The sequence below is a fragment of the Achromobacter sp. SD115 genome, assembly GCF_017355315.1.
In the GTDB taxonomy this organism is placed as follows: domain Bacteria; phylum Pseudomonadota; class Gammaproteobacteria; order Burkholderiales; family Burkholderiaceae_B; genus Achromobacter; species Achromobacter xylosoxidans_B.
Map to the genome: position 1 here is coordinate 62,570 of NZ_JADIJM010000006.1, position 26,910 is coordinate 89,479.

Consider the following 26,910-nt stretch of genomic DNA (forward strand, 5'->3'; position numbering starts at 1 on the left):
ACTCCACCCCCTACCGAGCATTACTCGCATGAAACTGATCCTGGAACGCCGCCCGGAGCCCAGCCGCCTGGCGCTGGCCCTGGCGCCCTTCGCAGCCATTGCCTTCACGCTGGCGGTCTGCACCCTGCTGGTGGCCTGGGCCGGCGCCCCCGTGGGCCGCACCTATGCCTTGCTGTTCGAAGGCGCGTTCGGCTCGCGCTTCGCGCTGTCCGAAACGCTGACCCGCGCCACGCCGTTGATGCTGACCGGCCTGGCCTGTGCGGTGGCATTCCGCGCGCGCTTCTACAACATCGGCGCCGAAGGCCAGTTGTACCTGGGCGCGCTGGCCGCGGTGGCGGTGGGCGGCCTGCATGACGGCACCGGCTTCGACCTGCCGGTGCCCGCGCTCTTTGCCGGCATGATGCTGGCGGCAGCCCTGGCCGGCGCCTTGCTGCTGCTGATTCCCGCCATCCTCAAGACCCGCCTGGGCGTGGACGAAGTGGTGACCACGCTGCTGGGCAACTTCATCGTGCTGCTGTTCGTGTCGATGATGCTGGACGGCCCCATGAAGGACCCCATGGCCATGGGCTGGCCGCAGTCGGTGGCATTGAACGGCGACCTGGAACTCGGCAAGCTGATCGAACGCACCCGCGCCCACACCGGCCTGCTGTGGGCCGCCGGCCTGGCGCTGGGGTTGTGGCTGCTGAACCGCTACACCGTGTTCGGCTTCCAGATGCGCGCGGTCGGCGCCAACGCGCACGCCTCGCGCTTCCTGGGCCTGCCGGTGAACCGCGTCATGCTGGGCACCGCCATGCTGTCCGGCGCGCTGGCCGGGCTGGCGGGCGCGATCGAGGTCGCCGGCCGCACCGGCTACGTCACACTCGACATGTCGCCGGGCTATGGCTACACCGGCGTGGTGGTGGCCATGCTGGCCGGCCTGCATCCGCTGGGCGTGATCCTGGCCAGCCTGTTCGTGGCCGGCATGTTGGTGGGCGCGGACAGCATGAGCCGCGCCATCGCAGTGCCGAACTACATCGCCGACGTCATCGTCGCCACATCGTTGCTCGCCATGCTGGTTGCGACGCTATTCGCGCAGTACCGCCTGCGCCGCAACCGGGCCTGAGGAACACGCCATGGAATGGATGGATCTGATGAGTTCTTCGGCGTTCTGGGTGGCAGTGCTGCGCCTGGCGACGCCGCTGATACTGGGCACGCTGGGCGTGCTGCTGTGCGAGCGCGCGGGCGTGCTGAACCTGGGCATCGAAGGCATCATGGCCGCTGGCGCCTTCACCGGCTGGCTGGTGGTGTACCTGGGCGCGCCGCTCTATGTGGGCGTGCTGGCGGCCGCTTTTGCGGGCGCGGTGTTCGGCCTGCTGCACGCAGTGCTGACCGTGCCGTTGGGCCTGTCGCAGCACGTATCCGGCCTGGGCGTCACGCTGCTGGCCACCAGCCTGAGCTACTTCGCCTACCGCGTCACTTTCCCCAGCGTGACCACGCCGCCCACGATCACGCCGTTTGCCGAAATGAAGTTCCTGGACGGTATTCCCTTCATTGGCCCGGTGCTGGCGGGACAGACGCCCATGACCTTGTTGGCGCTGGCCGCCGTGCCCATCCTGGCCTGGGTGCTGAACCGCACGCCGGTCGGCCTGGCGATCCGCATGGTGGGCGAGAACCCGGCCGCGGCCGAAGGGCAGGGCCTGTCGGTGACGCGGCTACGCATGGGCGCCATCGTCGCGGGCTCCGCGCTGATGGGCGTGGCCGGCAGCTTCCTGACGCTGGCGGCGTTCAACGCTTTCTTCTTCAACATGGTCAACGGCCGCGGCTGGGTCTGCGTGGCGCTAGTCGTGTTCGCGTCGTGGCGGCCGGGCAAGGCCTTGCTGGGCGCGCTGATCTTTGCCTTCTTCGACGCGCTGCAACTGCGCATGCAGCAGGGCGGCGCGGCCTTGCCCGGCCTGCCGGAATTGCCGTACCAGGTCTATCTGATGCTGCCCTATGTGCTGTCCATCCTCGCCCTGGTGGTGATGGCGCGCCGCGCCGCGTATCCGCAGGCGCTGATGAAGCCGTACCGTAAAGGAGAGCGCTGAAGATTGCGCGCAGTACCATGAACAACAGAAACCTTCCGCAGGGAACACCATGCTCGACCTGATACTCAGACACTGCACGCTGCCCGATGGCCGCCAGAACATCGACATCGGCATCGCCAACGGCCGCATCGTTGCGCTGGAGCCGTCGCTGAAGGCCGAAGCCGCGCAGACCGTGGACGCGGCGGGCCAGCTGGTGGCGCCGCCCTTCGTCGACGCGCACTTCCACATGGACTCCACGCTGTCCTTCGGCCTGCCACGCGTGAACCAGTCCGGCACGCTGCTGGAAGGCATCGCGCTGTGGGGCGAACTCAAACCGCTGCTGACCCAGGAAGCGCTGGTGGAGCGCGCGCTGGCCTATTGCGATTGGGCCGTGGCGCGCGGCCTGCTGGCGATCCGCTCGCACGTGGACGTGTGCGACCCGCGCCTCTTGGCGACCGAAGCGCTGCTGCACGTGCGCGAGAAGGTCAAGCCTTACCTGGACCTGCAACTGGTCGCCTTCCCGCAGGACGGCGTGCTGCGCGCCCCCGGCGCCTTGGACAACCTCAAGCGCGCGCTGGACATGGGCGTGGACGTGGTCGGCGGCATTCCCCATTTTGAACGCACCATGCAGGATGGCGCGGAATCGGTGCGCATCCTCTGTGAACTGGCGGCCGAACGCGGCCTGCGCGTGGACATGCACTGCGACGAAAGCGACGATCCGCTGTCGCGGCACATCGAGACACTGGCGTATCACACGCAGCGCCTGGGCCTGCACGGCCGCGTGACGGGTTCGCACCTGACGTCCATGCACTCCATGGACAACTACTACGTCTCCAAGCTGATCCCGCTGATACGCGAAGCCGGCGTGGCCGCCATCGCCAATCCGCTGATCAACATCACGCTGCAAGGCCGTCACGATACCTATCCCAAGCGCCGCGGTATGACCCGCGTGCCCGAGTTGCTGGCGGCCGGGGTGCCGGTGGCCTTCGGCCACGACTGCGTGATGGACCCCTGGTACAGCCTGGGTTCGGGCGACATGCTGGAAGTCGCCCACATGGGCCTGCACGTGGCCCAGATGACGGGCCAGGACGCGATGCGCGCCTGTTTCGAAGCCGTCACCACCACGCCGGCCAAGATCCTGGGCCTGGACGAAACCGGCCTGGCGGTCGGCAAGCGCGCCGATCTGGTGCTGCTGCAGGCGCGCGATGCCGTCGAAGCGCTGCGCCTGCGCGCCACCCGCCTGATGGTGTTGCGCGCCGGTCAGGTAGTGGCGACCACGCCGCCCGCCACCGCGACCCTGAACCTGCCCGGCCGTCCGGCCTCGGTCAGCTTCCAGACGCCGGCCCGCTGAGCGCGCAAGGCGCGGCGGCGGTGCCGCGCCTTACTTCAACGGCAGGCAGATGCGCGTTTGCAGCTGCGCCGGCGGCGTGGTGCGCGGATCGTTCAGATACTGCTCGAACATCGGAAAATCCGCCGGCACCTCGCCGCTGCCGGGCAGCCATTCCGAGAACATCCAGTTGTAGGGCTTATCCATCTCGTTGTAGGGCCCGGTGTAGGTCAGGATGGCGCAGCGGCCTTGCGGGATCTCGAAGCGTTCCAGCTCCGCGCCCAGATCTGCGTCGGGCGCCACCGACATGCCGGCCATTGAACGCAGCTGGCCGGCCGGCACCTGCTCGGGATCGTCGAAATACACGCCATAGCCAATGGAATCGGGCTGCGCAATACCGCGGCTCACGGCCAGCATGAAGGCGCGCGAAAACAGCGGGCCGATCTCCTGATAGCTGCCGCGATGCGGCAGGACCGCCAAGGTCGCGCCGGGGAAAGTTTCGATCTTGATGGGATACATGCCTAGCTCCTGGGGGTCGAAGGGACGGGAGCGGACAGCCCGGTATCGCCCCGGCGAGATGCCGAAGGTCGCGCCGAATGCCCGGTTGAACGCTGCGTCCGACTCATAGCCGGCGCGCTGCGCCACCTCGCGCAAGGAAGCCTCGGAATTCCCCAACGCCACAGCCGCGCGGTGCATGCGGATGCGCTGCACGGTGGCGTTCACCGTCTCTCCCATCATGGCGCGGTAGACGCGATGGAAGTGGTACGGCGACAGGCAGGCCAGCTCGGCCAGCCGGTACAGGTCCGGGTCGGCGTCAGGGTGGCTTGCCAGCCAGCGCAGGACGGGCTCCAGGCGCTGGCCATAGTGGTTCAGGGTTGCGGGCTTCATGCGGTCTCCTTGGAGAGCAATGTAGCGGGCCGGCCTTTGCAGATTTTGCGCTTTTTTGGCCCACCCGGAACAGAGGCCCTCAGCGCCCGATATCCCGGTTCCAGCGGGCGTTGAACGCGGGCCGGGTCTCGTTGATCTGATCCCAGTCCGGTATCTTGGCGTTCGACATATAGCCCTGGAAGCGCTGCAGCGCATCCGCATGGTCGGCGGGGGCCAGCACGTGGCGGTTGGACGGGAAGTGCCCGCCCATCTCCAGCGCCTTGGTCTGCGCCCGCCCGGACAGCAGATACAGCGCCAGCTTCTGCGACAGCTCTGGCTCGCTGTTGCCGGCGACGACGCATTCGCCCACCATCAGGATCATCGATCCCTCCCTGGGCTGCGCGTACTCCACGTGCACGCCGCGCTTCTTCAGGCGGGTGATGGCCGTGGGCGTCCAGGGAAACAGCGCCGCCTCGTCGGCCTGCACCATGTCGGCCAGGCGCGCCGAATCCGGCAGGTATTCGCGCACGTTCGGGCCAACCACGGTCGGCCAGTGCGCGAAGCCCGGCCCGTAGTTCCGATCGTCGCCGCCCAGGATGCGGTTGATCATCAAGAACGCGTGCAAGCCAAAGGTGCTGCTCGAAGCCGACTGGACCACGACCTGGCCCCGGTACTTCGGATCGGCGAGGTCCATCCACGACGTCGGCGGCGCCCAACCCCGCTCGGCGAACACCTTGGTGTTGTAGCCCAGGCCGGTCATGCCGATGTCGATGCCCGCGGCCATGCGGTCCTTCTTCAGCGCCGTGGGATACAGCTCCTTCAGCACCGGATCGTCGTTGAGCTGCGCGCACAATCCCATGGAAATCGCGCGCGCCATGATGCCGTCGTCCAGGAACATGAGATGCAGCCGCGGCTTGTCCTTGTCGGCCTGGGCCCGCGCCAGCACCTCGGTCGACATGCCTGGCTCCACTACGATCCTGACGTTGTGGGTGCGCTCGAAATCCGGAAACACGTGCTGCGTAAACACGCGCGCCATGTCGCCGCCGTTCATGCCGACGTACAGCGTGGTCTGGTGCGCCGCGGCTCCGGCCGACAGCAACGCCGCCAGGGCAGCGCCCAACAGCCGCTTGCCCGCGTCCGGGCGCCGCCGCCCATTTTGTTTGTTACGCGTCATAGTGGCTCCTGCATTCGCTCATGCGCCCGTCCTGAACGGCGCGCCAACGAAAAAAGCCTGGCACGCTACCGTATCCAGGCTTTTTCTCATGGGATCCGAACCGTTCAGTTCGGGTAGGTTCCGGGCAGCAGGATGCTGCGGTCACCGGGCTCGATCGAGCGACGGCCGCACAGCGCCATCGTCGTATCCATTTCCTTGTACAGGAGCTCCAGCACGCGCGTCACGCCGGCCTGGCCATAGGCGCCCAGGCCGTAGAGGAAGGCGCGGCCGATCATGGCGCCGCGCGCGCCCAGCGCCACGGCCTTCAGGATGTCCTGGCCGGAACGCACGCCGCCGTCCATCCACACTTCGATCTTGGAGCCGACGGCATCGGCGATCGAGGGCAGCGCGGCGATGGACGACATGGCGCCGTCCAACTGGCGTCCGCCATGGTTGCTGACGATGAGTGCGTCGGCGCCACTATTGGCGGCCATCTGCGCGTCCTCGACGTCCAGGATGCCCTTGATGATGAGCTTGCCGCCCCAACGCTGCTTGATCCATTCGACGTCGTCCCAGCTCAGGCGCGGATCGAACTGATCGGCCGTCCAGGACGAAAGCAAGGACAGGTCGTCCACGCCCTTGACGTGTCCGACGATGTTGCCGAAGGTGCGGCGCTTGGTGCCCAGCATGCCCATGCACCAGCGCGGCTTGGTCGCCAGGTTGATGAGATTGCGCAGGGTGGGCTTGGGCGGCGTCGACAGGCCATTCTTGATGTCCTTGTGGCGCTGGCCCATGATCTGCAGGTCCAGCGTCAGCACCAGCGCCGAGCAGCCGGCAGCCTTGGCGCGGTCAATGAGGCTGGCGACGAACTCGCGGTCGCGCATCACATAGAGCTGGAACCAGAAGGGCTTCTTGGTCGCTTCGGCCACGTCTTCCAGCGAGCAGATGCTCATGGTGGACAGGGTGAAGGGCACGCCGAAATCCGCCGCCGCCTTGGCCGCCAGGATTTCTCCATCGGCGTGCTGCATGCCGGTCAGGCCGGTGGGCGCAATCGCCAACGGCATGACGACATCGTGGCCCACCATGGTGGTGCGCAGCGACCGGCCTTCCATGTTCACCGCCACGCGCTGGCGCAGCTTGATCTTCTGAAAATCGCTTTCGTTGGCGCGGTACGTGCCTTCGGTCCAGGCGCCGGAATCCGCGTAGTCGTAGAACATGCGCGGCACGCGTTTCTGCGCAATGGCGCGCAGATCTTCGACGCAGGTGATCTTGGAAAGGTTAGCGGTCATGAAGTGGTCTATGGAGTGATGGGGCGCCAGCTGCGGCTCGTTATTCTTAGACGCCGGGCCGCCAGCTGCGGGCAGCTCCAGCGATTGCGCGGGCCCCCCAGGGCCCGCAACGCCGCCCAGTATACGCGCCGAGGCCGGCAAGCGTTGCTTGCCGGCCTCGTTCGCCCCCCTTATCGCAGGGACTCTTGCGGCCCCTGCGCCCCCGTTATCGCGGCCAGACTTTGGACACCGCCCGGATCGTGGCCCAGGCCACCCAGCGCGGGCTGGTCAGCCGCGCGCCCGGCAAACGGCGCATCACGTCCACAGCCAGCCCGCCGCGCTTGTGCCACTGCTTCTTGCGGGTCTGGCTGTCGGTCCAGCGGCCTTCCAGCCATGGGAACTCGCGGCGTCCCGGCTTGTAGACCGGCGGCGTGTTGTAGATCAGGATGTAGGCCAGGCGCGGCGACTGCGAGGTGTTGGGGCCGGTGAAGTGCAGGGTACGGGCGTCGTGCACCGTGATGCCGCCCGGATCCAGCGGTTCCGGCACCGCCTGGTCGCGCGCGAAATCGCCGCAGCATTCGAGCGGATGCAGGGTCTTGTCGCCGCCCGGCGAGCGGTGCTCCAGCACGTCCCACTGGTTGGAGCCCGGGATGAACTGCATGCAGCCGTTTTCCAGGGTGGCCGGCTGCAGCGCCAGCCAGATGCTGAGTTCGTTGTAGATGAAGTCCGGCGAGCGGAACGCTTCGTCCTGGTGCCACGGGGTTTCCGGTCCATGCGGGCCGGGCTTGAGCAGGGCGTGCTCGCCGTACAGGGCGGCCTCGGGACCCAGCAGCTGGCGCGCCAGTTCCAGGGTGCGCTCGTGATACTCGGTCTTCAGGAGGCCCGGGGCATAATGGCGCGGATCGTGCAAACTGGGAAACTTGGCGGGTTTGGACGGGTCGTCACGGCTCACAAAGTCATACTGCGCACCCTCGTTGTAGCCGGTCTTGTTCGCAAACAGGTCGAGCAGCGTCCTGCGGATGTAACCCACCTCGTCCTGCGGGCACATGTCGTTCAGGGCCAGGTAACCTTGCTCCCTGTAGCGCGCTGTCTCAGCTTCCGACAACAAACTGGTCTCTTCCATAATGGCTTCTCCAAGCTCTGGTAACGGTGTTCCCGTTGGCACGTTTTGACATGAGCTCTAACGTATCGCCAGGCGCCCCCCGGGCCTATAGACCATCCGCCGTAGTCACTACCGTCTACGTACATCGCCGAGCGCGGCGCCTCATCCAAGAGAGAAACAATGCAAGACCCTAAAGCCGATACCCATATCGAGACCGTGCACGTCACGATTACCGGCACCGTGCAGGGTGTGGGCTACCGCCACGCCACGGTGCGGCGCGCCCACATGCTGGGCGCCAAGGGATGGGTGCAGAACCTGCCGAACGGCACGGTCGAAGCCCTGGTGCAAGGCACCGCCGATCAGGTCGACCACATGCTGGAATGGCTGCGGCGCGGTCCCCCGGGCGCCAGCGTGGAAGAGATCACCACCCGCCGGGAGTACACCGATAAGCGTTACATCCGTTTCGAGCAACTCTGAGGCCGCCGGGTCTGCTCGCCGTTACGGCTTAGTCCGCACGGGCGAGGCGGCGCGGGGTAGGGTTCTGGGCAGCCCGAATCAGCGTGTGCGCAGCCAGCGCCCGCCCAGCTGGTTGAAAAGCAGGCCCGCCAGGACGCAGGCCACGCCCAGCCATTGCAGCGGCTCCAGCCGCTCGCCAAAGGCCATGGACGCAGCCCACAGCCCCACCACGGGAACCAGCAGCGAGAACGGCGCGATCTTGGCGGCGGCGTGGCGCGTCAGCAATTGCGTCCATAGCGTGTAAGCCACCAAGGTGGCCAGCACCGCCAGGTACAACACCGACAGGATTTCCCCCCAGCCCATGCCCAGGATCATGCCGGTCACCGGCTCCCAGCCGTCGATCAGCACGGCCAGCAGCAGGAAAGGTAGCACCGGTGCGGCGCTGCTCCAGGCGATGAAGGCAAACGGGTCGTAGCCGGGCGCCTTGCGGCTGGCCAGCCGCACGATGATGTTGGACACGGCCCACATGAACGCGCCGCCCAGCGTCAGTGCAAAGCCCAGCATGGTCATCTGGCCTGGCCCTTCGCCGCGGCCGCCAGCGATGACCGCCAGCCCCAGCGCCGCCACGCCCAGCCCGATCCAGTGATGGCGCTGCGCGCGCTCATGCAGGAGCGGCGCGGCCAGCAGCAGCGTGAAGAACGCCTGCGTCTGGATCACCAGCGACGCCATGCCGGCCGGCATGCCGAACTTCAAGGCAGTGAAGAGCAGCCCGAACTGGCCCAGGCCCTGCACCAGCCCGTAGGCCGCCACCCAGCGCCAAGGCAGGCGCGGCGCGCGCACGAAGAGAATCAGGGGGAAGGCCGCCAGCGCGAATCTCAGGGCGCCCAGCAGCATGGGGGAAAGGCCCCGCATGCCGACTTTCATCGCGACGAAGTTGGTGCCCCAGATGACCACGACCGCCAGTGCGCAGAGATAGTCTTTTCGGGAAAGATGGGTCGTGGTCATGCGGCATTATCGCATCGCGCCCACCCCACCGAACGGAGCAGATCAGCCGGCGTTCAGCACCGTTTCGAAAGCCCGCACGGCCGCGTCGATGTCGGCGTCGCCGATGTGGCGGTGGGTCACGCAGCGCAGCCGCGTTCGGCCCCAGGGGCGCACCAGCAGGCCCGCGGCCTGCAGCGCCGCGACCCACTCGGTATTGCTCATGCCGGTGCCGGCCGTCTCTACCTGCACGATGTTGGTCTGCGGTTCGGTGGCCGAGATCGCCCGCCCCAGGCGGTTGATGCCGGCGCTCAGGCGGCGCGCACGGACGTGGTCCTCGGCCAGCCGCCCGCTCATCGCCTGCACGCCTTCCAGGCCAGCCGCGGCCATGATGCCCGACTGGCGTTGCGTTCCGCCCAACATGCGGCGCAGCACACGCGCGCGGGCCATGACAGGCTGGCTGCCGACCAGCACCGCGCCAACCGGCGCGCTCAAGCCCTTGGACAAGCACAGGGACACCGTGTCGGCATGGCGGGCGATCTCGCCCGCCGCCACGCCCAGCGCCACGGCGGCGTTGTACAGGCGCGCGCCATCCAGGTGCACGGGCGCGCCCGCCGCGCGCGCCAGGGCGTGCACCGCCTGCATGTGGTCCAGCGGCAGCACCGCGCCGGCGGCATTGTTGTGCGAGGTCTCCATCGTCACCAGCGCCGTTTTCAGCCGGTGGCCGCCGGACAGCAAGGCTTCCTCCAGGCGGTTCAGGTCCATGGCGCCATCAGAACCAGGCACGCCCAGGTAGAACGACCCGGTGAACGTGGCGGCGCCGCGTTCGGACGTGTACATATGGGCGGCCGACTCCAGCACGACCTGTTCATTGCGCTGCGTCTGCGCCAACACCGCCAACAGGTTGGCCATGGTGCAGCTGGGCACGAACAGCCCGGCTTCCTTGCCCAACTGCGTGGCCACGTATGCCTCGAGCTCGCGCACGGTCGGGTCGCCGTCCAGGCCGTCATCGCCGATGGGCGCGGTGCGCATGCGTTCGTACATGGCCGCGGTGGGATGGGTGACCGTGTCGCTGCGCAGGTCGACGGGTGCGCGGGTGGCGGCGGGGTGGGTCTGGGTCATGGCTATCAGTGCTGCAGGATTTTGGAAAGAAACTGGCGCGTGCGCGGCGCACGCTCCTCCACATCGCCGAAGAACTGCTCCTTGTCGCAGTCTTCCACGATCTTGCCGCCGTCCATGAAAATCACACGGTCGGCGACGCGGCGGGCAAACCCCATTTCATGGGTCACCACCATCATCGTCATGCCTTCGGCGGCCAGGTCGGTCATCACGTCCAAGACCTCGTTGACCATCTCCGGATCCAACGCCGAGGTCGGTTCGTCGAACAGCATGACCACCGGGTCCATCGACAGCGCGCGCGCTATCGCCACGCGCTGCTGCTGGCCGCCCGACAGTTCGCCGGGATGCTTGTCCTTGTGCGCCGACAGGCCGACGCGCTCCAGCAGGGCCAGCGCGCGCTGGCGGGCTTCGTCCTTGCCGCGCTTGAGCACCTTGAGCTGGCCCAGGCATAGGTTCTCCGTCACCGACAGGTGCGGGAACAGTTCGAAGTGCTGGAATACCATGCCGGCCACCGCGCGCAGCTTGGGCAGGTTGGTGCGCGGATCGCCCACCGAAATGCCATTGACCTGGATCTCGCCCTTCTGGAAGGGCTCCAGCGCATTCACTGTCTTGATCAGCGTGGACTTGCCCGAGCCCGACGGCCCGCACACCACCACGACCTCGCCACGGTCCACGGTGGTGGAGCAATCGTCCAGTACCTGGAAGTCGCCGTACCACTTGCTGACCTGCTTGATCGCTATCATCGGGGGCTGGGAAGAGAGTTGCATTGTTGGAACCTGTGGATAACTGGAAGGGCTGCGCTAGCGCAGCACTCGCGTGCGCTTTTCCAGCAGCTTGACCAGGCGGGACGCCGTGAAGCAGATCACGAAATACACCACCGCCACGAACAGATAGAGCTCCACCAGACGGCCATCGCGCTGGCCGATCTTGGCCGCCGCGCCGAGGAAGTCGGTCAAGGACAGCACATACACCAGCGAGGTGTCCTGGAACAGGATGATGATGCGCGTCAGCAGCGCCGGCAGCATGTTGCGGAAGGCCTGCGGCAGCACCACGTAGCGCATGCCCTGCCAGTGGTTCAGGCCCAGCGCCATGCTGGCCGACACCTGGCCGCGCGCGATCGACTGTATGCCCGCGCGCATGATCTCGCAGAAGTACGCGGCCTCGAACAAAGTGAAGGTGATCACCGCCGAATTGAACGCCCCCACGCGCAGCGGCGTGGGCGACCCCACCACCCAGGCGGCAATATAGGGCACCAGGAAGTAGAACCAGAAGATCACCAGCAAGAGCGGAATCGAACGCATCACGTTCACGTAGATACCCGCCGGCACCGACAGTATCTTGAAGCGCGACAGCCGCATCATCGCCAGCAGCGTGCCCAACGCCAGGCCCATCACGCCCGCCAGCGCGGTCAGCGTCAGCGTGAACGTCATGCCCGTCTTGAACAGATAGGGCAGCGCCGCCCAGATCACATCGAAATCGAATTTGCCCATGGTGTCGTCCTAGGGCCTTTTCGCCGAACCGATCAGTCCGGGAACCGCAACATGGCGTTCGAGCAGGCGCATGCCCAGCACTACTATGCCGTTGATGATCAGATAGATCACCGTGGCGGCGGAGAACGCTTCGAAGATATGGAAGCTGAACTCCTGCATGGAGCGGGCCTGTCCTGTCAGTTCCAGCAGGCCGATGGTCAACGCCACCGAGGAATACTTGATGGTGCCCATGAACTCCGAGGTCAAGGGCGGCAGCACGATGCGGAAGGCTTCGGGCAGGATGATGTAGCGGTACACCTGCGTCTCGGTCAGGCCCAGCGCGGTGCCCGCCTGGAACTGGCCGCGCGGCAGCGACTGTATGCCCGCGCGCACCTGCTCGGCCACGCGCGCCGATCCATAGAACCCCAGGCACAGCACCGCCGGCACGAACTGGCCCCAGGGCTGCGGCATCTGCTTCATGGCCAGGCCCCAGGCATGCGGCAGCAGCTCGGGCAGCACGAAATACCACAGGAACATCTGCACCAGCAGCGGGATGTTGCGGAACACCTCCACATACGTCGCGCCCAGCGCATTCAGCAGGCGCGAACTGGCGGTGCGCATCACGCCCAGCCACGCCCCGAACAATAGCGAGAACACCCATGCGGTAAGGGCCAACGCCAAGGTCCAGCCCACGCCGATGAAGATCGTCTCCAGGAAGGTATGCACGCCGTCCGGCGACATCTCCAGGAAGACGCTCCAACTCCAGTTGTAATTCATCCTCGTCCCTTGATGAGCTCACCGGCCGCGCCGGGCGGCCAGCGTCCTTGCCCGGCAGTGCGCGGGACGTCGGGCGTCCCGCGCGCTGCCTGCTTACTCGTACGCCTTGGGATCGCCGGAATCGGTCGGATTGGCAAGCGCGCGCTTCAGGGCATCGCTCATCGGGTACTTCAGGTTGATCTGCTTGGGCGGGATCGGCGCATTGAAGTACTTGTCGTAGATCGCGGCCACCTTGCCCGTCTTGATCAGATCGCGCACCGCGTCGTCCACCACCTTCTTGAAGGCCGGATCGTCCTTGGGCTCCATGATGCCGTAGGGCGCCATTTCCAGGCCTTTGGTGCCGATCACGAAGGCGTCGGGATTCTTCGACGAAGCCACCGCGCCGTAGGCGATGCCGTCATCGTTGGCCGAACCCGCGGCGCGGCCCGATTCCACCATCAGTATGGTTTCGGCGGTGTCCTTGGTGGGCGCCATGGTGATGCCCAGGTTGCCCTTGGCATTCAGCTGCGAGATCAGCCGGAAGGTCTGGCCGCCGGCCTGCGCGGCGATGGATTTGCCGCGGAAGGACTCCAGGTTGTTGGGGTCCACGCCGCCGTCCTTGCGCGCCACCAGCACCACCTGCGCCACGAAGGTCGTGGGCGCGAACGACACCAGCTTGTGACGGTCGAGGTTGTTGGTGGTGTTGCCGCATTCCAGGTCGATGGTGCCGTTGGCCAGCAGCGGAATGCGCGTGGCGGAAGTCGTCGGGTTGTAGCGCACCTCCAGCTTGGGCAGCTTCAGGGCGGCCTTCACGTACTGGGCGACTTCCTGGCAGATCTCCACCGTATAGCCGATCGGCTTCTGGTTGCCGTCGAGATAGGCGAAGGGGACCGAGGTCTCCGGGTGGCCCAGCGTGATTACGCCGGTTTCCTTGATCTTGTCCAGGCGGCTGGGGCCTTCGGCGTGGGCGGAGGTCGCGCCACCCAAGAGGGCCACGGCGGCGGAGATCGCAGCAAGTGCTTTCATCTGATTCCCTTGGCGCCGTTCGAGCGGCGCATGCTTATGTTCACGATCGACGGCGCCAGCCAGGCTGACAGCCGCCTCGTCCCGCGATGAGCCCCGCGGCTGGCGAAAAGTATCAACTAGCGGTATGGTTTTATCCAGTTCCAATCAAGTATTCCTCTATACGGATTTGACATGGCCATTCCACGGATGGGCCTGAGGCACATCGAGGCGTTCCGCGCCGTCATGATGACCGGCTCAATGACCGCCGCCGCGCGCCGCGTGCACACCTCGCAGCCGCACGTTAGCCGCTTAATTGCGCAATTGGAAGCTATTACCCAGTTCGCCTTGTTCGACCGCAACGGCAGCCGCCTGAGCCCGACGCAGGACGGCTCGCGCTTCTTCCAGGAAGTGGAAAAGACCTTCATCGGCCTGGCCGGCCTGGAGTCGGCCGCCGCCAGCATCCGCTCGTTCAGCGCCAGCCGCCTGAGCGTGGCCGCCATGCCGCGGCTGGCCGGCGGCCTGCTGGCGCGCATCGTCGCCGCCTTCAAGACGGAATACCCGGACGTGATGGTGTCCATCCATTCCGGCAACGCCAGCACGGTGCACAACTGGATCAGTTCAGGGTTCTGCGACACCGGGCTGGCCATGCTGTCGGGAGACTCCCCCGGCATCCAGGTCGAACCCGTGCTGACGATGAGCTGCGTAGCGGTGGTGCCCAAAGGCCATCGCCTGACCAAACTGAAAAAGCTCAAGCCCGCGGACTTCGCCGGCGAGCCGTTCGTGGCCTTCACCAGCGGCACGCCGCTGCGCGAAAAGATCGACGCGGTGTTCAGGACGGCCAAGGTTGAACGCCAGACCGTGGCCGAGGCTGGCCTGGGCTCGTCCATCTGCGCCCTGGTCGGCGCGGGTCTGGGCGTGGCGCTCATCAACCCGCTGGCCGCGCGCGAGGAGTACGCCGCCCACAATGTTGAGATCCGCCCCTTCAGCCCCGCCGTGCCCGTGACGGTAGCGCTGCTTTATCCGCCGTACCACACGCGCACGCGGCTGGTCAGCGTGTTCTCACGCTATGCGCACCAGCTCATGCTAGAGGAGATGGGGGATCTGAAGGCGCGGACGGGGCGGTGACGCCGCGCGCTGGTTCCATCAGCGCTCTCCGGCGCCCCGCTCCAGATACCGCCCGGCCTCGCCCGACTGCTTCAACGCCTCCCACTGCGCCAGCGTCAGCTGGGGCATCTGGAAGGCCGCCTGCGGCCGGCAATACCAGCCCGGGTTGTGCAACCGCGCCAGCAGATCCATCGCCGGGCCATCCAGATACAGATGCTCCCGGTCCGCCACCACGTCGTCGCGCACGTGCATGGCCGCCACTTGCGCCACGATCAGGCTGCGGCGGTCGATGCGCATCAGCTCGTGCACCCGGCACTCGAACGCCACCGGCGATTGCGCCACCCAGGGCACCTCGATGCGCCGCGACGGCGACAGCTCCAGGCCAGCCTCCTGGGACTCGTCCACGCCCGCCGGAAAATCCACCGCGGTCACATTCATCCGGCCGGCCTGCGGCGCGGACACCAGGCTGACCGTGAATTCGCCGCGCTCGGCGATATTGCGCGCGGTGTCCTTGGGCGCATCGCCGCGCACGCCGATGCCGACGCAGATCAGCGGCGGATCGCCCGACATCAGGTTGAAAAACGAGAACGGCGCCACGTTCGTCGTCCCTTCGGCGTCGCGCGACACGATCCAGGCAATGGGCCGCGGCACGATCGCCGCGGTCAGCAGCTTGTAGCGCGCCGGGCCTGCCAGCTCGTTCAGATCGATGAACATGGCTTATCCCCAGGCTCTTCAGCCCCGGCCCTGCTCGGGCGCGGCGCCTTGCGCGGCCTTCGCGTCGGCGAAGGCGCGGTCGCTGCGCTTGCAGCGGCAGCGGCCGATCTGATGCAGCTCAATCAGGTTGCCTACCGGGTCGCGCAGGAACAGCTGCATGAGTTCGGGCGCTGCCACGTTGTCCAGCTTCCAGTAGTCGACGGCCAGGCGCTGCAATTCCCCCTCGGCCGCCGCGATATCGCGCACGGCCAACGCCACGTGGTTTTCCACAGGATCACAGCCCGGGCCTTGGGAATAGGGCGACGGCCCGTCGCTGCCCAGCAGATGGATCTGGCAGTCGTTGCCCATGTCCAGGAAGTATCCGGCGATGCCCGGAATCTCCCAGCGGCCCCGGTCCGTGTCCAGCCCCAGCACGTGTCCATAAAACGCGCCCATGGCCGCGACCTTGTCCAGCGGCATGCGCACGGCGTGATGATGCAGCTCCAGAACTTCCAGCGCCATTTGTCTCTCCTCGGTTTTCATCGGCCTGCGCCCACGCGCGGCCAAGGCTGGAATGTTGGTCCCGGTCCGAACGCCGGGGAATGCCGTCCCGCGCAATCGAGAAGTGCACCAGACGCAACGCTGGAAGGCCCGCCGGGTTTACCCGCCGCGCTATGCTTGGACGCATGAAACCGCTAGACCTGAATCTGCTATTGACCCTGGACGTGCTGATCCAGGAAGGCAGCGTCGTCGGTGCGGCGCGCCGGCTGAACCTGAGCACTCCCGCCATGAGCCGCAGCCTGGCACGCATCCGGGAGGCCGTCGGCGACCCCGTGCTGGTGCGTTCCGGCCGGGGCCTGGCGCCCACGCCCCGCGCGCTGGCCCTGCATGAACAGGTGCGCCACGTAATCGATCAAGCGCAGGCCGTCTTCACGGCCTTCGGCGAAGACGTCAATCTGGCGACCTTGACCCGCGTCTTCACCTTGCGCGCCAACGACGTTTTCGTGGGCGGCTACGGCGGCCGGTTGCGCGAACACTTGCGCCGCTATGCGCCGCGCGCCGTGCTGCGTTTCGTCTCCGAAGGCAATCACGACGCCGACGCGCTCAGCGGCGATGCCGATCTCTATATCGGTTCTTCGCAGAAGTTTGGCGCCGACATCAAGGTGCAAACCCTGTTCACCACCGCCTTCTGCGGTCTGGCGCGCAATGAACACCCGATCTTCAAGGCGCCCATCACCCCGCAGCGCTTTTGCGCCTACGACCACGTCAGCGTCTCACGTCGGGGACGCGCGCAAGGACCTATAGACGACACCCTGGAAGAACTCGGGTTGGCGCGCCACGTCACGCTGATCACGCCCACCTTCCACGCCGCCATCTTCGCCCTGGCCGATTCCGATCTGGTGCTGCCGTCGATGCCCCAGAACCTGATGCCCGGCGTCGAGCGCCTGGGCCTGAAGCTGCGCGCCTTCGAGGTGCCGGTACCCATGCGCCCGGTCACGGTGGTGCAGGCCTGGCCGCCTCGGCTGGACAGCGACCCCGCACACCGCTGGCTAAGGCAGACGATCAAGCAGGTCTGCGGCACGCCTGCGGAAGCTTCCCCGACCCTGTAAAAATAGGGCTCCAGGCCTTTTCCTCTCCTGTATACTGCCTCACAATTGTTCAACAATCCTGGCGTTGGATCCAGGAGCGTTTCCAGGAGGCAGGCCATGTCGAATTACCCCGCGGCGTATCAGGTGAGCAAGGGTTCGGTATTGAATGTGGACCGGGATTTCTACCGGACGCTCATCGCCGACCCGGCGCAGCGCAAGCTGCTTGAAACGCACGTCGTTCCCATCCGCAGCGGCTTCGCCTGGAAGGTTCCGGCCGGCCACGTTTTCCGTATCGTCACGGTGGAAGGCCCGCAAGTGGCGGACTTCAATATGTGGAACCTGCACAATCCGCGCGAACGCATGTGGGCCTCCCGCACCCGCCAGCTGCAGCAGGCGCATGTGAGCACCCACGACCGCATCTGGTCCACGCTGCCGTACCTGCGCCCCATGGTCACGATCACCGATGACACGCTGGCCGGCTACGGCACGGACAGCGACGGCGGACGGGTGCACGATCTACTGGGCACGCGCTGCGATCCCTACGTCAACAAGCTGCTCAGCGGCGAGGACTTCCACTTCCATTGCCATTCCAACCTGACGCGCGCCGTGGCGCCGCATGGCCTGACGGAGTTCGATGTCCACGATGTTCTCAACGTGTTCCAGGTCACCGGGCTGAACGACGACGACAAGTACTTCATGAAGGCATGTCCAGCCAAGCCGGGCGACTATCTGGAGTTCTTCGCCGAAATGGACCTGCTCTGCGCCTTGTCCACCTGCCCCGGCGGCGACCTGTCCGTGCCGATGTGGGGCCCCGATGCGCGCGATCCCATCGACGTGTGCCGCCCCCTGGGCGTGGAGATCTATGCCCTGGATTCCGCCCTGCTGCAAGGCTGGACACCGCCCGAGGTTTCACCGTATAAGGGCGTCCACGGACTGCACCCTGAAAAGGTCGAGTGGAAATAACAACAACAGGCGCCCGGCCACGCCGCGGCGCCTTGCCAGGAGCCCATGCCATCATGCCCGCCGAACGCGACAGCGGAATCTCGATCGCCGAACGCATCAGCCACCAGCTGCGCGATGACATCATGGAAGGCAAGCTGCCACCCGGCACGCAACTGGTCGAAGTCGATCTGGCTGCTGACTATGGCGCGTCGCGCAACACGATCCGTGAAGTCCTGCATCAATTGGGCCGCGAAGGGCTCGCCACGTTCATCCGCCACAAGGGGGTCGTGGTGCGCCGCATGGAACGCAAGGATCTGCGCGAGATCTACGCGGCGCGCCGTGCCCTGGAACTGCAGGCCATCGCCGGCAGCCTGCCGTTGCAGCCCGCCTTGCTGGACAAGATGCTCGCGGCCATCGACGCGGCCGAGCGCGCGCTGTCCAGGAAGAAATGGCGCAATGTCGGCACGCTGAGCCTGCAGGTGCACCAGCACATCGTCGCGCAGCTGGGCAGCCGCCTGCTGGACGAGTTCTTTCATACGCTCTGTGCGCAGTTGCGCCTGGTATTCGCGTCCGAGGTCGACGAAAGCCTGATCCAGACGCCCGACTGGATCGAACGCGAGCGTCGCATCCACGGCCTGCTGGTGGAGGGCCGGCGCGACCTGGCCGCACAAGCCCTCACTGACTATCTCGACGATTCCGAACGCACGCTGATGGCCGTGCTGACCCGCCTCAAGCAGCAGGCCAAATAGGGGCTGCTGGGCGCGGCGTCTATGCGCGCGCCTCCGCTTCAGGTTCGGCATAGCTGCCGTCCGCCTGGTGCGTCTCCTGTCCGCTCAAAGGCGGATTGAAGACGCAGACCAGGCGCAGGTCTCCCTTCACGGCCCGCAGCACATGCTGGTCGTTCTTGTCCAGCGCGTAGAGAGTGCCCGGCCGTATGGCGTGCGTCGCCCCCGTGGCTACGTCCAGCACCTCGCCTTCGCCTTCCATGCAGTAGTTCGCCTCGTAGTGGTGCTTGTAGTGCAAGTGCAGCTCGGCGCCTTCGAAAACTCGGGTTTCGTGCACCGAATACCCGATGCCGTCACGCTTGATGATGATGCGCTTGCTCTCCCAGCCCGGTCCCCGGGCGTGGCGTTCGGTGTCGGTCAGGTCGTCGCTGTGGATAACTATCATGGATGAGATCCGCGGATGGGTGGAAAAAATCAATGCTGGCGGCGCGAGGCCGATCCGAGCGCATCTTCGATCTGCGCGGCGGCCAGCAGCAAGGCCCGGTCACCGCCGCGCAAGCCGGTCGCCATCAGCCCCACCGCCTGTTTCGCGGCCGGATCGCCCGGCATGGAAATGCTGGGCAGGTCCAGGCGATTGGCGAATTCCGTCAGGCTGAATGCCCGGCCGTTCTCGCGCAGATAACTGTCGTTGTCGTCCAACCGCGCGACCGCCGGCGGCAGCATGGGCACTGTCGGCGTCAGCACCGCATCCGCTCCCGCGATGGCGCAGTCGTACTCCCGCCGCAAGTCGGCCAGCCGGCTTTGCGCCGCGATATAGGCATGCGCCGGCACCTGCGCTCCCAACAGCATGCGCGGCCCCACGCGGGGATCGTAGCGGGCTGCGTCCGTCGCCAAGCGGGACGCATGCAAGGCATACGCGTCGGCCGCGATGATGCCGCCGTCACGCGCCACCTTGCCCGCCAGCGCCAGGCAGGGCATGGATTCGCGGCGTAGCGCGGCGCCCGCATCCATCAGGCATTGCAGCCATGCGGCGAAGGCGCGCCTGACCTCGGGTTCCAGCAGATCCTCCACGTGGTCCGGTACCACGAACACCTTGCTCGCCAGCGGCGTGGCGCCGTGAACGCCCGTTGCCGGCGCGGCGGCATCCCAGGGCGCCAGCACCTTATCCACAAGCAGGCACTGCGCGGCGTCCGCGGCGATGATGCCGGGCACATCGAAGGTGGGCGACAGGTACATCATGCCCGCGTCCTCATAGCGTCCGCGGGACGGCTTGAAGCCGGCGACGCCGCAGAACGCGGCCGGAATCCTCGCCGATCCGCTCGTATCCGAGACCAGAGCCAGGCTCACCATGCCCTGTGCCACCGCCACCGCGCCGCCGCTGCTGGAGCCGCCCGCGACACGAGGCACGTCGGCCATCAACGGCGATAGCGGCGTGCCGTAGCGGGCGTTCAGGCCCAGCGCGCCATAGGCGAATTCGGTCATGTTGTTCTGCGCTAGCAGCACTGCGCCGGCGCGCCGCAGCGTATGAACCAACGCAGCGTCCCGCGTGGCGGCGGGCGCGTCGGCCAGCACCCGCGAACCCGCGTGCGTGGTCCATCCGCCCACGTCGAAGCAAGCCTTCACGCCCAGTACCATGCCGGCCAGCGGCTCATCGTCCGGCGCTATTGCGCGCAAGGCGTCCCGCGCCCGCGCCTCGGTCAGCGCGTCCTCGTCGCGGCGCGCCACCAGGGCGAGAGCCGCGCTTGCGGGGTCCGCCGACGCCCGCTCCAGGCAGGTCGACACGGCGCGCAGGGATATGTCGCGGCGCTCAGGAGACATGGACATGGCTCAGGAAATCCTTGACGCGCGGGTCCTCGCTGGCCAGCACATCAGCGGGCGGCGCATCCAGCAGGACGCGGCCGGCCTCCATGAACACCACGCGATCGGACACCTTGAACGCGAACCCCATCTCATGTGTCACGATCAGCATCGTCATGCCTTCGCGCGCCAGCGTTTCCACTACCTTGAGCACTTCGGCCACCAGTTCCGGATCCAGCGCCGAGGTCGGCTCGTCGAACAGCATGATGGAGGGGCGCATGGCCAGCGCGCGGGCGATCGCCACGCGTTGCTGCTGACCGCCGGACAGTTGATGCGGATACTTGTGCGCGTGATCCAGCATGCCCACTTTGTTGAGCAGGACCAACGCTTCGCGGCGCAGTACGCCGGCGCTGCCGCGACCGTGGTACTCCGGGGCCAGCATCACGTTTTGCAGCACGGTCTTGTGCGGAAACAGGTTGAAGCTCTGGAACACCATGCCGATATCAAGGATGCGGTCGCCAGGTCCCGCCTGCGCGCCGGTCCCCGGCGATCCCAGGAAGGGTCTGCCATGCAACAGCACCTCGCCGCCGTCCAGCGTCTCCAGGCCGTTCAACGTGCGTATCAATGAGGTCTTGCCCGAACCGGACGGACCGATGATGCTGATGACTTCCCCGGCCTTGACCGTCAGGTCTATGCCCTTGAGTACTTCATGGTCGCCGAAGCGCTTGCGGGCCTGCCGCACTTCCAGCGCGGGCGCGTCGCCGGCGGCGGTCAGCGCCGGTCCGGACTGTCCTTCCTGGATCTCGCGCCGCGCCGATTCGTCCAGGGCCAGGGGCTTGGGCGCGCGCCGCAGGATGTTCATATGCGACTCCAGCCAGCCCAGCAGCTTGTCGAACAGCGTGACGATCAGCACGTAGTACAGCGCCACCGCCAACATGGTCTCGAACACCAGGAAGTTCTGCGTGTACAGGCGTTGTCCGACCAGCAGGATCTCGGCCAGCGAGATCACCGACACCAGCGAGGTCAGCTTGGCGATCGTGATGAACTCGTTGCTCAGGGCGGGCAGCGCGATCCGCAACGCCTGCGGAATCACGATCATGCGCTGGATGCCGGCATAGCGTATGCCCAGCGCCCGTCCGGCCTCGATCTGACCGCGCGGCACGCCCAGGATGCCGCCGCGATGGATCTCGGCGATGAAGGCCGTTTCGCTCACGACCAAGGCGGTCAGGCCGGCGTAGAACGGGTCCGACAACAGCGCGCCCGCCGCGGGGAACACCTGCGGCAGGTTGTAGATGAACACCAGCAGCACCAGCAGAGGCAGGCTGCGGAAGAACCAGATGTACAGACCCGCCAGGCGGCTGACGAACGGGTTCTTCGCCTGCTTCCCCAGCGCCAGCAGGAAACCCGCTGCCACGCCTATCACCCACGTTGCCGTGCTCAGCTTCACCACCACCCAGCACGCCTTCCAGAAGTCGGTGTCCCAGAGCAGGCTGACGGCGTAATCCCAATCGAAATGCATGGTCGCGGATTCCCTCGCGCCTTATCGCGCCGGGCCCGCCAGGGCGGCCTGGACTTCCGCGGGGGACGGCTCCTCCAAGCCGTAGCGGGCCAGCAGCGCCTGGTACTCGCCGCTATCGCGCGCCCGCTGCAGCGCACCGTTCAGCGCGCTCTGCAGTTCCTTCGATTCCTTGTTGATCCCCAGCCCGATCACGATCGGATAGAGCAGGGAGGTGGAGGTCACTTTCAAGCTGTCCTTGGACTGCGCCAGCATGCCGTGCACCACCGCCGCGTCTTCGATCATCGCGTCCGCCGCCTGCGAACGCAGCGCCATCATCGCTTCGGGAGAGGTCGGGAACTCCAGCACTTTGATCTCGCCCTGGCCCTTGGGCTGACAAGTCTCGCGCGAGACCTTCTGCAGCTTGGGCGTCCATGACGCCCCCTTGATCGACGCCACGCGCTTGCCGCACAGCGCCTCCGGCCCCGCAGGTGCGTACTGGCTGGCCGCCAACACCAGCAGCGAGGCGCCCGTCTTCAGGTACGGAATGAAATCGATTAGCTTGGTGCGCTCGGGCGTGACGTATAGCGCCGACGCGACCGTATCGAAGCGGCGCGCCCGCATACCCAGGATCAGGTCGGGAAAGCGCGTATCGACGAATACCGGCTCCAGGGACAGCTTGGAAGCCAGCAGCCGCGAGAAATCCGCGTCGAACCCGGCTGGCTTGCCGCCTTCCATGTACGCATAGGGCGGATAGGTGAGGTCAGAGCCCACTGTCAGGCTGTCCGCCTTGATGGTGGCGGCGGCAAACACGATGGGAGTCGCCGTGCACAACATGAACGCGGCCAGTGCGTGAGCGGCGCTGCGACGCGACGCCACCAGAATCTGAGTGAACATGTTTTCCCCTATGGAACGCCCTGAGAGCCGCGGCCAGATTGGGTCTGCCCTATACCGGAAGGTATTTTCCGCATCAGGATTGTTGAACAATTTTTGCGATTTTCCGGCAACGAAGAGGTGGGGGATATGGGTATTTTCCCTAGCGCTTTCACCATAGCCGGCGAGCTTCGCGCGGTCAGCCGTCAGGGCCGGATCTGGCCATACGCATGACCAGCGGGCCGTTGCGCCATCCAAAGAGTGGAGAGACGCCTCCTCACTGTTTGCCTATAGTTTTTTGCACTCCACCGTAAGGAGTGGCGGCATTTGCCATCCGGACGTCCTGTGCCGGACCCCATCCGGAGAGCTTGCCATGCACCACCCTGGACCTGCATACGTCCGCAGCGGGCCGGATCCAAGGGCCTGGCGCCAGTCTCGCTGGCTCCTGATCCTGATTGGCATGCTGGCGGCCGCCAGCGCTTTCGCACAGGATGTCATCTGGATCGGCCGGCCTTCCGCCCGCGACTATCTAGCCCTCAACGTCCAGCGGGCTGTCGAAGGCTACGCGGCGCTGCGCCAGCAGATGGCGCGGTTCGAGGCCCAAGTCGAGGAAGCGCGTCGCGCATACTTCGCTGCCTCCGCCGCGGACCGCGCCGCAGCCGGCGACATATTTGGTGAACTGCTGTTCCAGAAAGACCTGATGATCGCTTGGCCGCGCATCGCCGCAGGCAGCGGCGACCAGGCCCAACGCTTCGCCAGCCTGATGACGCTTGGAAACAATGGCCGCCCGCTGGATGGCGGCATCCCGCCCAGCGCCAGAAAGGCCTTCAACAGCTGGGTTTCCGCCGTGGGGTTTGGCGTCGGGTCGGGACTTGGAATAACCCCGGACCCCGTCAAAGCCGCAGCCGCACTGGCCAGCAGCGCCAGCCTGAAAGAGTATGAAGCCTACCGGCGCCTGCGCGATCAAGCCGAGTACGACGACTGGGAAGCGCAACGGACCGGCGCGGCCCGCAAGCTGATCGAGCCTGGCACCGCGATACCCGCGCGCCTGTTCTTCGGCGAAACGCCGATGATGCGAGGATTCGACTACCGCGTCGCCAAGCCTGAAAATCAGATCCTGCGCTGCATGTACGCGGGCCGCAAGGAAGAGACTTCGCTGTTCTATTTCTGGCAAGGCCGGCCGCCACAGGACATAGCCATCCTGCTCGCCATGAATCCTGGCGGCCTTGCGCGGCTGAAAGACCATGGGGTCGACCAATGCCCGCCGGACGACAAGCAGGCGCGCGCCATCGAGTCATCGCCGGCCAAGGCAATCATCACTCCCGAAATGGCTCGCGACGCCCGCGCGCAAAGAAATTCGATTCCCCTGGACCCCATCGAGGCCCAGGCGATTCAAGACCGCAACGCCGCGGCGCGCCAGAAAATGGAAGCACGCAAGGCGCGCGAGGACGAGCGCAATGCGAAAGTCCTGGCGTGCCGCGAGACGTTACAGGCGGAAGTGCTGGCCGCGCGCCAGGACCGAGACCGAATCGCGAACGACGCGGCCCGCGCCAAATACCGGGATTGTTCGCGCAACGCCAGCAAGTAGCCGTATGGCTGCGGCATGCCCTCCGATGTGCCGGTTACGCAGACCTTGGTCCGCCCCGACAAGACAGGCTATGTTGCCTGCCTTCAGGATGCCACCCCGCCGGGTCTGGTCTCCCTGAGATCCAGCCACGCCACCAGCAACAACCCGCCCGCCAACCCCAGGTGCTCGAAGAACGAGTTGGCCGCCATGAAGCGCTCCTGTCCCAGCGGCATCTCCCAGAAGCGCAGCGCGATCCCGGTCGCCAGCAGCGTGAAGGCAGCCAACGCCAGCGCGCCCAGCCATCGCAGCCTGCCCGTCAGGATCATGACGGAGGCCACCAGTTCCAGCGCGATCACCAGCACCGCGAACAAGGGCTCGGGCGACAGGCCAAAATGCGCCATCTCGCGCAGCGCGCCGGGAAAGTCAGTGAGCTTCACCACCCCTCCCTGCAAATAGGCGGCGCACAGGCCCAGATAGGCCAGGAACCGGACGGCAGAGGCTCCGAACAGCGGGCGGGCCAGATCGGCCAGCCGCCGTTCCCATTGAAAGGGCGTACTCATGGCGGGTCCCCTTAAACGGCCCAGCAAGAGCAGCCCAGCGCGCCGAAGAAGCCCTGCAGGTCCGAGCTGGGCGCATTCGATGCCCACGCGCGGGCATGGTCGTGCCCATGCATGCCGCAGGAGCTGGCGCATGCGCAGGCCGCCATGTTGCGGTAGCCCAGCGAGTTGCGACCGGCGCCTTGCGGATCGCCCCAGGCCCCATAGCCGCCGAACAACCGGGTAGGCGACCAGTCGGGCATGGCGGGCGGCAGCGGGTTGTCGTCCAGCGGACCGAATTCGCCCGCGCCGTAGACCACGCGGCCGCCCACCACGGTCAGGTCCGAGGTCAGGAAGGAGATCTCGTCCTCGGTGCAGCTGAAATAGTCCTTGTCCGGCACGATGAAGTCGGCCAGCTGGCCAGGCTCGATGCGGCCGCGCTTGCCTTCCTCGTTGGAGAACCAGGCCACGTTCTCGGTCCACATGCGCAGTGCGGTTTCGCGGTCCAGGCAGTTGCGCGCAGGGTAGAGGCGGGTACCTCCCACGGTCTTGCCCGTGACCATCCAGGACAAGGACACCCAGGGGTTGTAGGACGCGACCCGGGTCGCGTCGGTGCCGGCCGAGACCTTCACGCCGCGCTGCAGGATCTTGGCGACGGGCGGCGTGGCTTCAGCGGCCTTTGCGCCATAGCGCTCGATGAAGTACTCGCCCTGGTAAGCCATGCGGTGCTGCACGGCGATGCCCCCGCCCAGCGCGGCGATGCGGTCGATCGATTTGTCGGAGATGGTTTCGGCGTGGTCGAAGAACCAGTTCAGCCCGGTCAGTGGCGTGTCGCGATGCACTTTCTCGAACACGTCCAGGGCGCGCGAGATGGTCTCGTCGTAGGTGGCGTGCAGGCGCCAGGGCCACTTGTTCTGCACCAGCACGCGCACGACCTCTTCCAGCTCGCCTTCCATCTCCGGCGGCATGTCCGGACGCTCGACGCGGAAGTCCTCGAAGTCGGCCGCCGAGAACACCAGCATTTCGCCCGCGCCGTTGTGGCGGAAGTAGTCCGTGCCTTGCTTGTACTTCACGCTGGAGGTCCAGTTGAGGAAGTCTTCCTTTTCCTGCTTGGGTTTTTGCGTGAAGAGGTTGTAGGCCAGCCGCACCGTCATCTGGTTTTCATCGGCCAGCTTCTGAATGACGGCGTAGTCGTCCGGATAATTCTGGAAGCCGCCGCCCGCGTCGATCACGCCCGTCACGCCCAAGCGGTTCAGCTCTCGCATGAAATGGCGCGTGGAATTGAGCTGGTAGTCGAAGGGCAGCTTGGGGCCCTTGGCCAGCGTGGCATACAGGATGGTCGCATTGGGCTTGGCCAGCAGCAGCCCCGTGGGGTTGCCCTGGGCATCGCGCATGATCTCGCCGCCAGGCGGGTTGGGCGTGGTCTTGGTGTAGCCCACCGCACGCAGCGCAGCGCCGTTGAGCAATGCGCGGTCATACAGGTGCAGGATGAACACCGGCGTATCGGGCGCGATGGCGTTGATCTCGTCGATCGTGGGCAGACGCTTCTCGGCGAACTGGTGCTCGGTAAAGCCGCCCACCACGCGCACCCATTGCGGCGCGGGCGTGATGGCGACCTGGCGCTTCAGCATGGCCATGGCGTCGGCCAACGAACGCACGCCGTCCCAACGCAGCTCCATGTTGTAGTTCAGGCCGCCGCGCACCACGTGGGTGTGGTTGTCGTACAGGCCAGGCAGGGCTGCGCGGCGCTTGAGATCGACGACCCGCGTGCCAGCGCCTGCCAGCGCCATGACTTCGGCATCGCTGCCCACCGCCATGAACCGGCCGCTCTTGATCGCGACGGCGCTGGCCTGCGGTTTGCTGCGATCCAGCGTGGTGATGCGGCCATTGTGGAAAATGACATCCGGCGTAGCGTTGGACATATTGGGTTCTCCTTTCGAACTGGCGATGGCGTGGCGTCCCAACATCCCGTTGAGCGCCAGGGCGGAAGCAACACCGATGAGATCGCGGCGTGTAGGCATGCAATATCTCCTTTGATGCAGGA

27 protein-coding genes are annotated in these 26,910 nt (G+C 66.3%); 9 read left to right on the forward strand and 18 right to left on the reverse strand.

Translation table 11 applies throughout. The annotated features are described in order from the left end of the window. Window positions 1-28 precede the first annotated feature (28 nt). The 3 genes from IPU70_RS10465 to IPU70_RS10475 are packed head-to-tail and all read left to right on the forward strand — an operon-like array spanning window position 29 to window position 3,393. Window positions 29-1,102 carry an ABC transporter permease gene (locus tag IPU70_RS10465; protein WP_054455738.1) on the forward strand — a complete coding sequence of 358 codons (1,074 nt, stop codon included), beginning with the start codon at window positions 29-31 and terminating at the stop codon, window positions 1,100-1,102. A gap of 10 nt (window positions 1,103-1,112) precedes the next feature. Next, window positions 1,113-2,063, forward strand: a complete 951-nt coding sequence (locus IPU70_RS10470) for an ABC transporter permease (RefSeq protein ID WP_013390807.1) — start codon at window positions 1,113-1,115, stop codon at window positions 2,061-2,063. A 49-nt stretch (window positions 2,064-2,112) separates the two neighbouring features. Further along, the gene (locus IPU70_RS10475; RefSeq protein WP_207467125.1) at window positions 2,113-3,393 is read left to right on the forward strand and encodes an amidohydrolase family protein; all 1,281 of its coding nucleotides are present in this window, start codon (window positions 2,113-2,115) and stop codon (window positions 3,391-3,393) included. Between the two features lie 30 nt (window positions 3,394-3,423). Here the strand turns inward: IPU70_RS10475 and IPU70_RS10480 are convergent, their stop codons facing one another. The 4 genes from IPU70_RS10480 to IPU70_RS10495 all read right to left on the reverse strand — a co-directional run bounded on the left by IPU70_RS10480 (window position 3,424) and on the right by IPU70_RS10495 (window position 7,780). Then, complete coding sequence (locus tag IPU70_RS10480) at window positions 3,424-4,257, reverse strand: GyrI-like domain-containing protein (RefSeq protein ID WP_207467128.1); 834 nt, start codon at window positions 4,255-4,257, stop codon at window positions 3,424-3,426. 79 nt (window positions 4,258-4,336) lie between these two features. After that, complete coding sequence (locus IPU70_RS10485; RefSeq protein ID WP_207467129.1) at window positions 4,337-5,410, reverse strand: extracellular solute-binding protein; 1,074 nt, start codon at window positions 5,408-5,410, stop codon at window positions 4,337-4,339. Between the two features lie 104 nt (window positions 5,411-5,514). Beyond that, window positions 5,515-6,678, reverse strand: coding sequence for an alpha-hydroxy acid oxidase (locus IPU70_RS10490; protein ID WP_207467131.1), 1,164 nt, complete (start codon window positions 6,676-6,678; stop codon window positions 5,515-5,517). A 205-nt stretch (window positions 6,679-6,883) separates the two neighbouring features. Continuing rightward, window positions 6,884-7,780 (reverse strand): phytanoyl-CoA dioxygenase family protein, encoded by an 897-nt coding sequence (locus tag IPU70_RS10495; RefSeq protein ID WP_207467133.1) that lies wholly within the window; start codon window positions 7,778-7,780, stop codon window positions 6,884-6,886. Between the two features lie 159 nt (window positions 7,781-7,939). On the opposite strand from IPU70_RS10495, the gene IPU70_RS10500 reads away from it, so the two are divergent. After that, window positions 7,940-8,236, forward strand: coding sequence for an acylphosphatase (locus tag IPU70_RS10500; protein WP_013390801.1), 297 nt, complete (start codon window positions 7,940-7,942; stop codon window positions 8,234-8,236). A 78-nt stretch (window positions 8,237-8,314) separates the two neighbouring features. Here the strand turns inward: IPU70_RS10500 and IPU70_RS10505 are convergent, their stop codons facing one another. The 6 genes from IPU70_RS10505 to IPU70_RS10530 all read right to left on the reverse strand — a co-directional run bounded on the left by IPU70_RS10505 (window position 8,315) and on the right by IPU70_RS10530 (window position 13,566). Further along, window positions 8,315-9,220, reverse strand: a complete 906-nt coding sequence (locus tag IPU70_RS10505; RefSeq protein WP_207467135.1) for an EamA family transporter — start codon at window positions 9,218-9,220, stop codon at window positions 8,315-8,317. 42 nt (window positions 9,221-9,262) lie between these two features. Then, a complete protein-coding gene (locus IPU70_RS10510) occupies window positions 9,263-10,318 on the reverse strand; it encodes a low specificity L-threonine aldolase (RefSeq protein ID WP_207467137.1) in 1,056 nt (351 codons plus the stop codon). A 5-nt stretch (window positions 10,319-10,323) separates the two neighbouring features. Further along, window positions 10,324-11,058 carry an amino acid ABC transporter ATP-binding protein gene (locus IPU70_RS10515; protein ID WP_207467447.1) on the reverse strand — a complete coding sequence of 245 codons (735 nt, stop codon included), beginning with the start codon at window positions 11,056-11,058 and terminating at the stop codon, window positions 10,324-10,326. Window positions 11,059-11,115: 57 nt separating this feature from the next. Continuing rightward, complete coding sequence (locus IPU70_RS10520) at window positions 11,116-11,805, reverse strand: amino acid ABC transporter permease (RefSeq protein ID WP_013390797.1); 690 nt, start codon at window positions 11,803-11,805, stop codon at window positions 11,116-11,118. 9 nt (window positions 11,806-11,814) lie between these two features. Beyond that, complete coding sequence (locus IPU70_RS10525) at window positions 11,815-12,561, reverse strand: amino acid ABC transporter permease (protein ID WP_207467139.1); 747 nt, start codon at window positions 12,559-12,561, stop codon at window positions 11,815-11,817. Window positions 12,562-12,654: 93 nt separating this feature from the next. After that, window positions 12,655-13,566: an amino acid ABC transporter substrate-binding protein gene (locus IPU70_RS10530; RefSeq protein WP_207467141.1), complete on the reverse strand. Its 912-nt coding sequence runs from the start codon at window positions 13,564-13,566 to the stop codon at window positions 12,655-12,657. 171 nt (window positions 13,567-13,737) lie between these two features. Between IPU70_RS10530 and IPU70_RS10535 the strand changes: the two genes are divergently transcribed. Beyond that, on the forward strand, window positions 13,738-14,670 hold the full coding sequence (locus IPU70_RS10535; RefSeq protein WP_207467143.1) for a LysR substrate-binding domain-containing protein: 933 nt from the start codon (window positions 13,738-13,740) through the stop codon (window positions 14,668-14,670). Window positions 14,671-14,688: 18 nt separating this feature from the next. Here IPU70_RS10535 and IPU70_RS10540 read toward each other — a convergent pair whose 3' ends face one another. Beyond that, on the reverse strand, window positions 14,689-15,363 hold the full coding sequence (locus IPU70_RS10540) for a flavin reductase family protein (RefSeq protein ID WP_207467145.1): 675 nt from the start codon (window positions 15,361-15,363) through the stop codon (window positions 14,689-14,691). Window positions 15,364-15,381: 18 nt separating this feature from the next. Further along, window positions 15,382-15,864 (reverse strand): VOC family protein, encoded by a 483-nt coding sequence (locus tag IPU70_RS10545; protein ID WP_207467148.1) that lies wholly within the window; start codon window positions 15,862-15,864, stop codon window positions 15,382-15,384. A 164-nt stretch (window positions 15,865-16,028) separates the two neighbouring features. On the opposite strand from IPU70_RS10545, the gene IPU70_RS10550 reads away from it, so the two are divergent. The 3 genes from IPU70_RS10550 to IPU70_RS10560 all read left to right on the forward strand — a co-directional run bounded on the left by IPU70_RS10550 (window position 16,029) and on the right by IPU70_RS10560 (window position 18,622). Further along, window positions 16,029-16,952: a LysR family transcriptional regulator gene (locus IPU70_RS10550; RefSeq protein ID WP_207467150.1), complete on the forward strand. Its 924-nt coding sequence runs from the start codon at window positions 16,029-16,031 to the stop codon at window positions 16,950-16,952. Between the two features lie 96 nt (window positions 16,953-17,048). Further along, window positions 17,049-17,894: a DUF1989 domain-containing protein gene (locus tag IPU70_RS10555; RefSeq protein WP_207467152.1), complete on the forward strand. Its 846-nt coding sequence runs from the start codon at window positions 17,049-17,051 to the stop codon at window positions 17,892-17,894. Window positions 17,895-17,947: 53 nt separating this feature from the next. Continuing rightward, window positions 17,948-18,622: a GntR family transcriptional regulator gene (locus tag IPU70_RS10560; protein WP_207467154.1), complete on the forward strand. Its 675-nt coding sequence runs from the start codon at window positions 17,948-17,950 to the stop codon at window positions 18,620-18,622. Between the two features lie 19 nt (window positions 18,623-18,641). Here IPU70_RS10560 and IPU70_RS10565 read toward each other — a convergent pair whose 3' ends face one another. Genes IPU70_RS10565 through IPU70_RS10580 form a run of 4 tightly spaced genes read right to left on the reverse strand, consistent with a single transcriptional unit; the run spans window position 18,642 to window position 22,787 of the window. Then, window positions 18,642-19,043 carry an ectoine synthase gene (locus tag IPU70_RS10565; protein ID WP_207467156.1) on the reverse strand — a complete coding sequence of 134 codons (402 nt, stop codon included), beginning with the start codon at window positions 19,041-19,043 and terminating at the stop codon, window positions 18,642-18,644. Between the two features lie 29 nt (window positions 19,044-19,072). Then, complete coding sequence (locus IPU70_RS10570) at window positions 19,073-20,422, reverse strand: amidase (protein WP_207467158.1); 1,350 nt, start codon at window positions 20,420-20,422, stop codon at window positions 19,073-19,075. Further along, on the reverse strand, window positions 20,406-21,914 hold the full coding sequence (locus IPU70_RS10575; protein ID WP_207467160.1) for an amino acid ABC transporter permease/ATP-binding protein: 1,509 nt from the start codon (window positions 21,912-21,914) through the stop codon (window positions 20,406-20,408). Before IPU70_RS10575 ends, IPU70_RS10570 begins: the two co-directional genes overlap by 17 nt. Before the next feature lie 21 nt (window positions 21,915-21,935). Then, window positions 21,936-22,787 (reverse strand): ABC transporter substrate-binding protein, encoded by an 852-nt coding sequence (locus IPU70_RS10580; RefSeq protein ID WP_207467162.1) that lies wholly within the window; start codon window positions 22,785-22,787, stop codon window positions 21,936-21,938. A gap of 349 nt (window positions 22,788-23,136) precedes the next feature. On the opposite strand from IPU70_RS10580, the gene IPU70_RS10585 reads away from it, so the two are divergent. Further along, window positions 23,137-24,351: a hypothetical protein gene (locus IPU70_RS10585; RefSeq protein WP_207467164.1), complete on the forward strand. Its 1,215-nt coding sequence runs from the start codon at window positions 23,137-23,139 to the stop codon at window positions 24,349-24,351. An 83-nt stretch (window positions 24,352-24,434) separates the two neighbouring features. Here the strand turns inward: IPU70_RS10585 and IPU70_RS10590 are convergent, their stop codons facing one another. Together IPU70_RS10590 and IPU70_RS10595 are read right to left on the reverse strand one after the other, a co-directional pair. Continuing rightward, complete coding sequence (locus IPU70_RS10590; protein WP_207467166.1) at window positions 24,435-24,890, reverse strand: DoxX family protein; 456 nt, start codon at window positions 24,888-24,890, stop codon at window positions 24,435-24,437. An 11-nt stretch (window positions 24,891-24,901) separates the two neighbouring features. Beyond that, a complete protein-coding gene (locus tag IPU70_RS10595) occupies window positions 24,902-26,788 on the reverse strand; it encodes an amidohydrolase (RefSeq protein WP_207467449.1) in 1,887 nt (628 codons plus the stop codon). Between the last annotated feature and the right edge of the window lie 122 nt (window positions 26,789-26,910).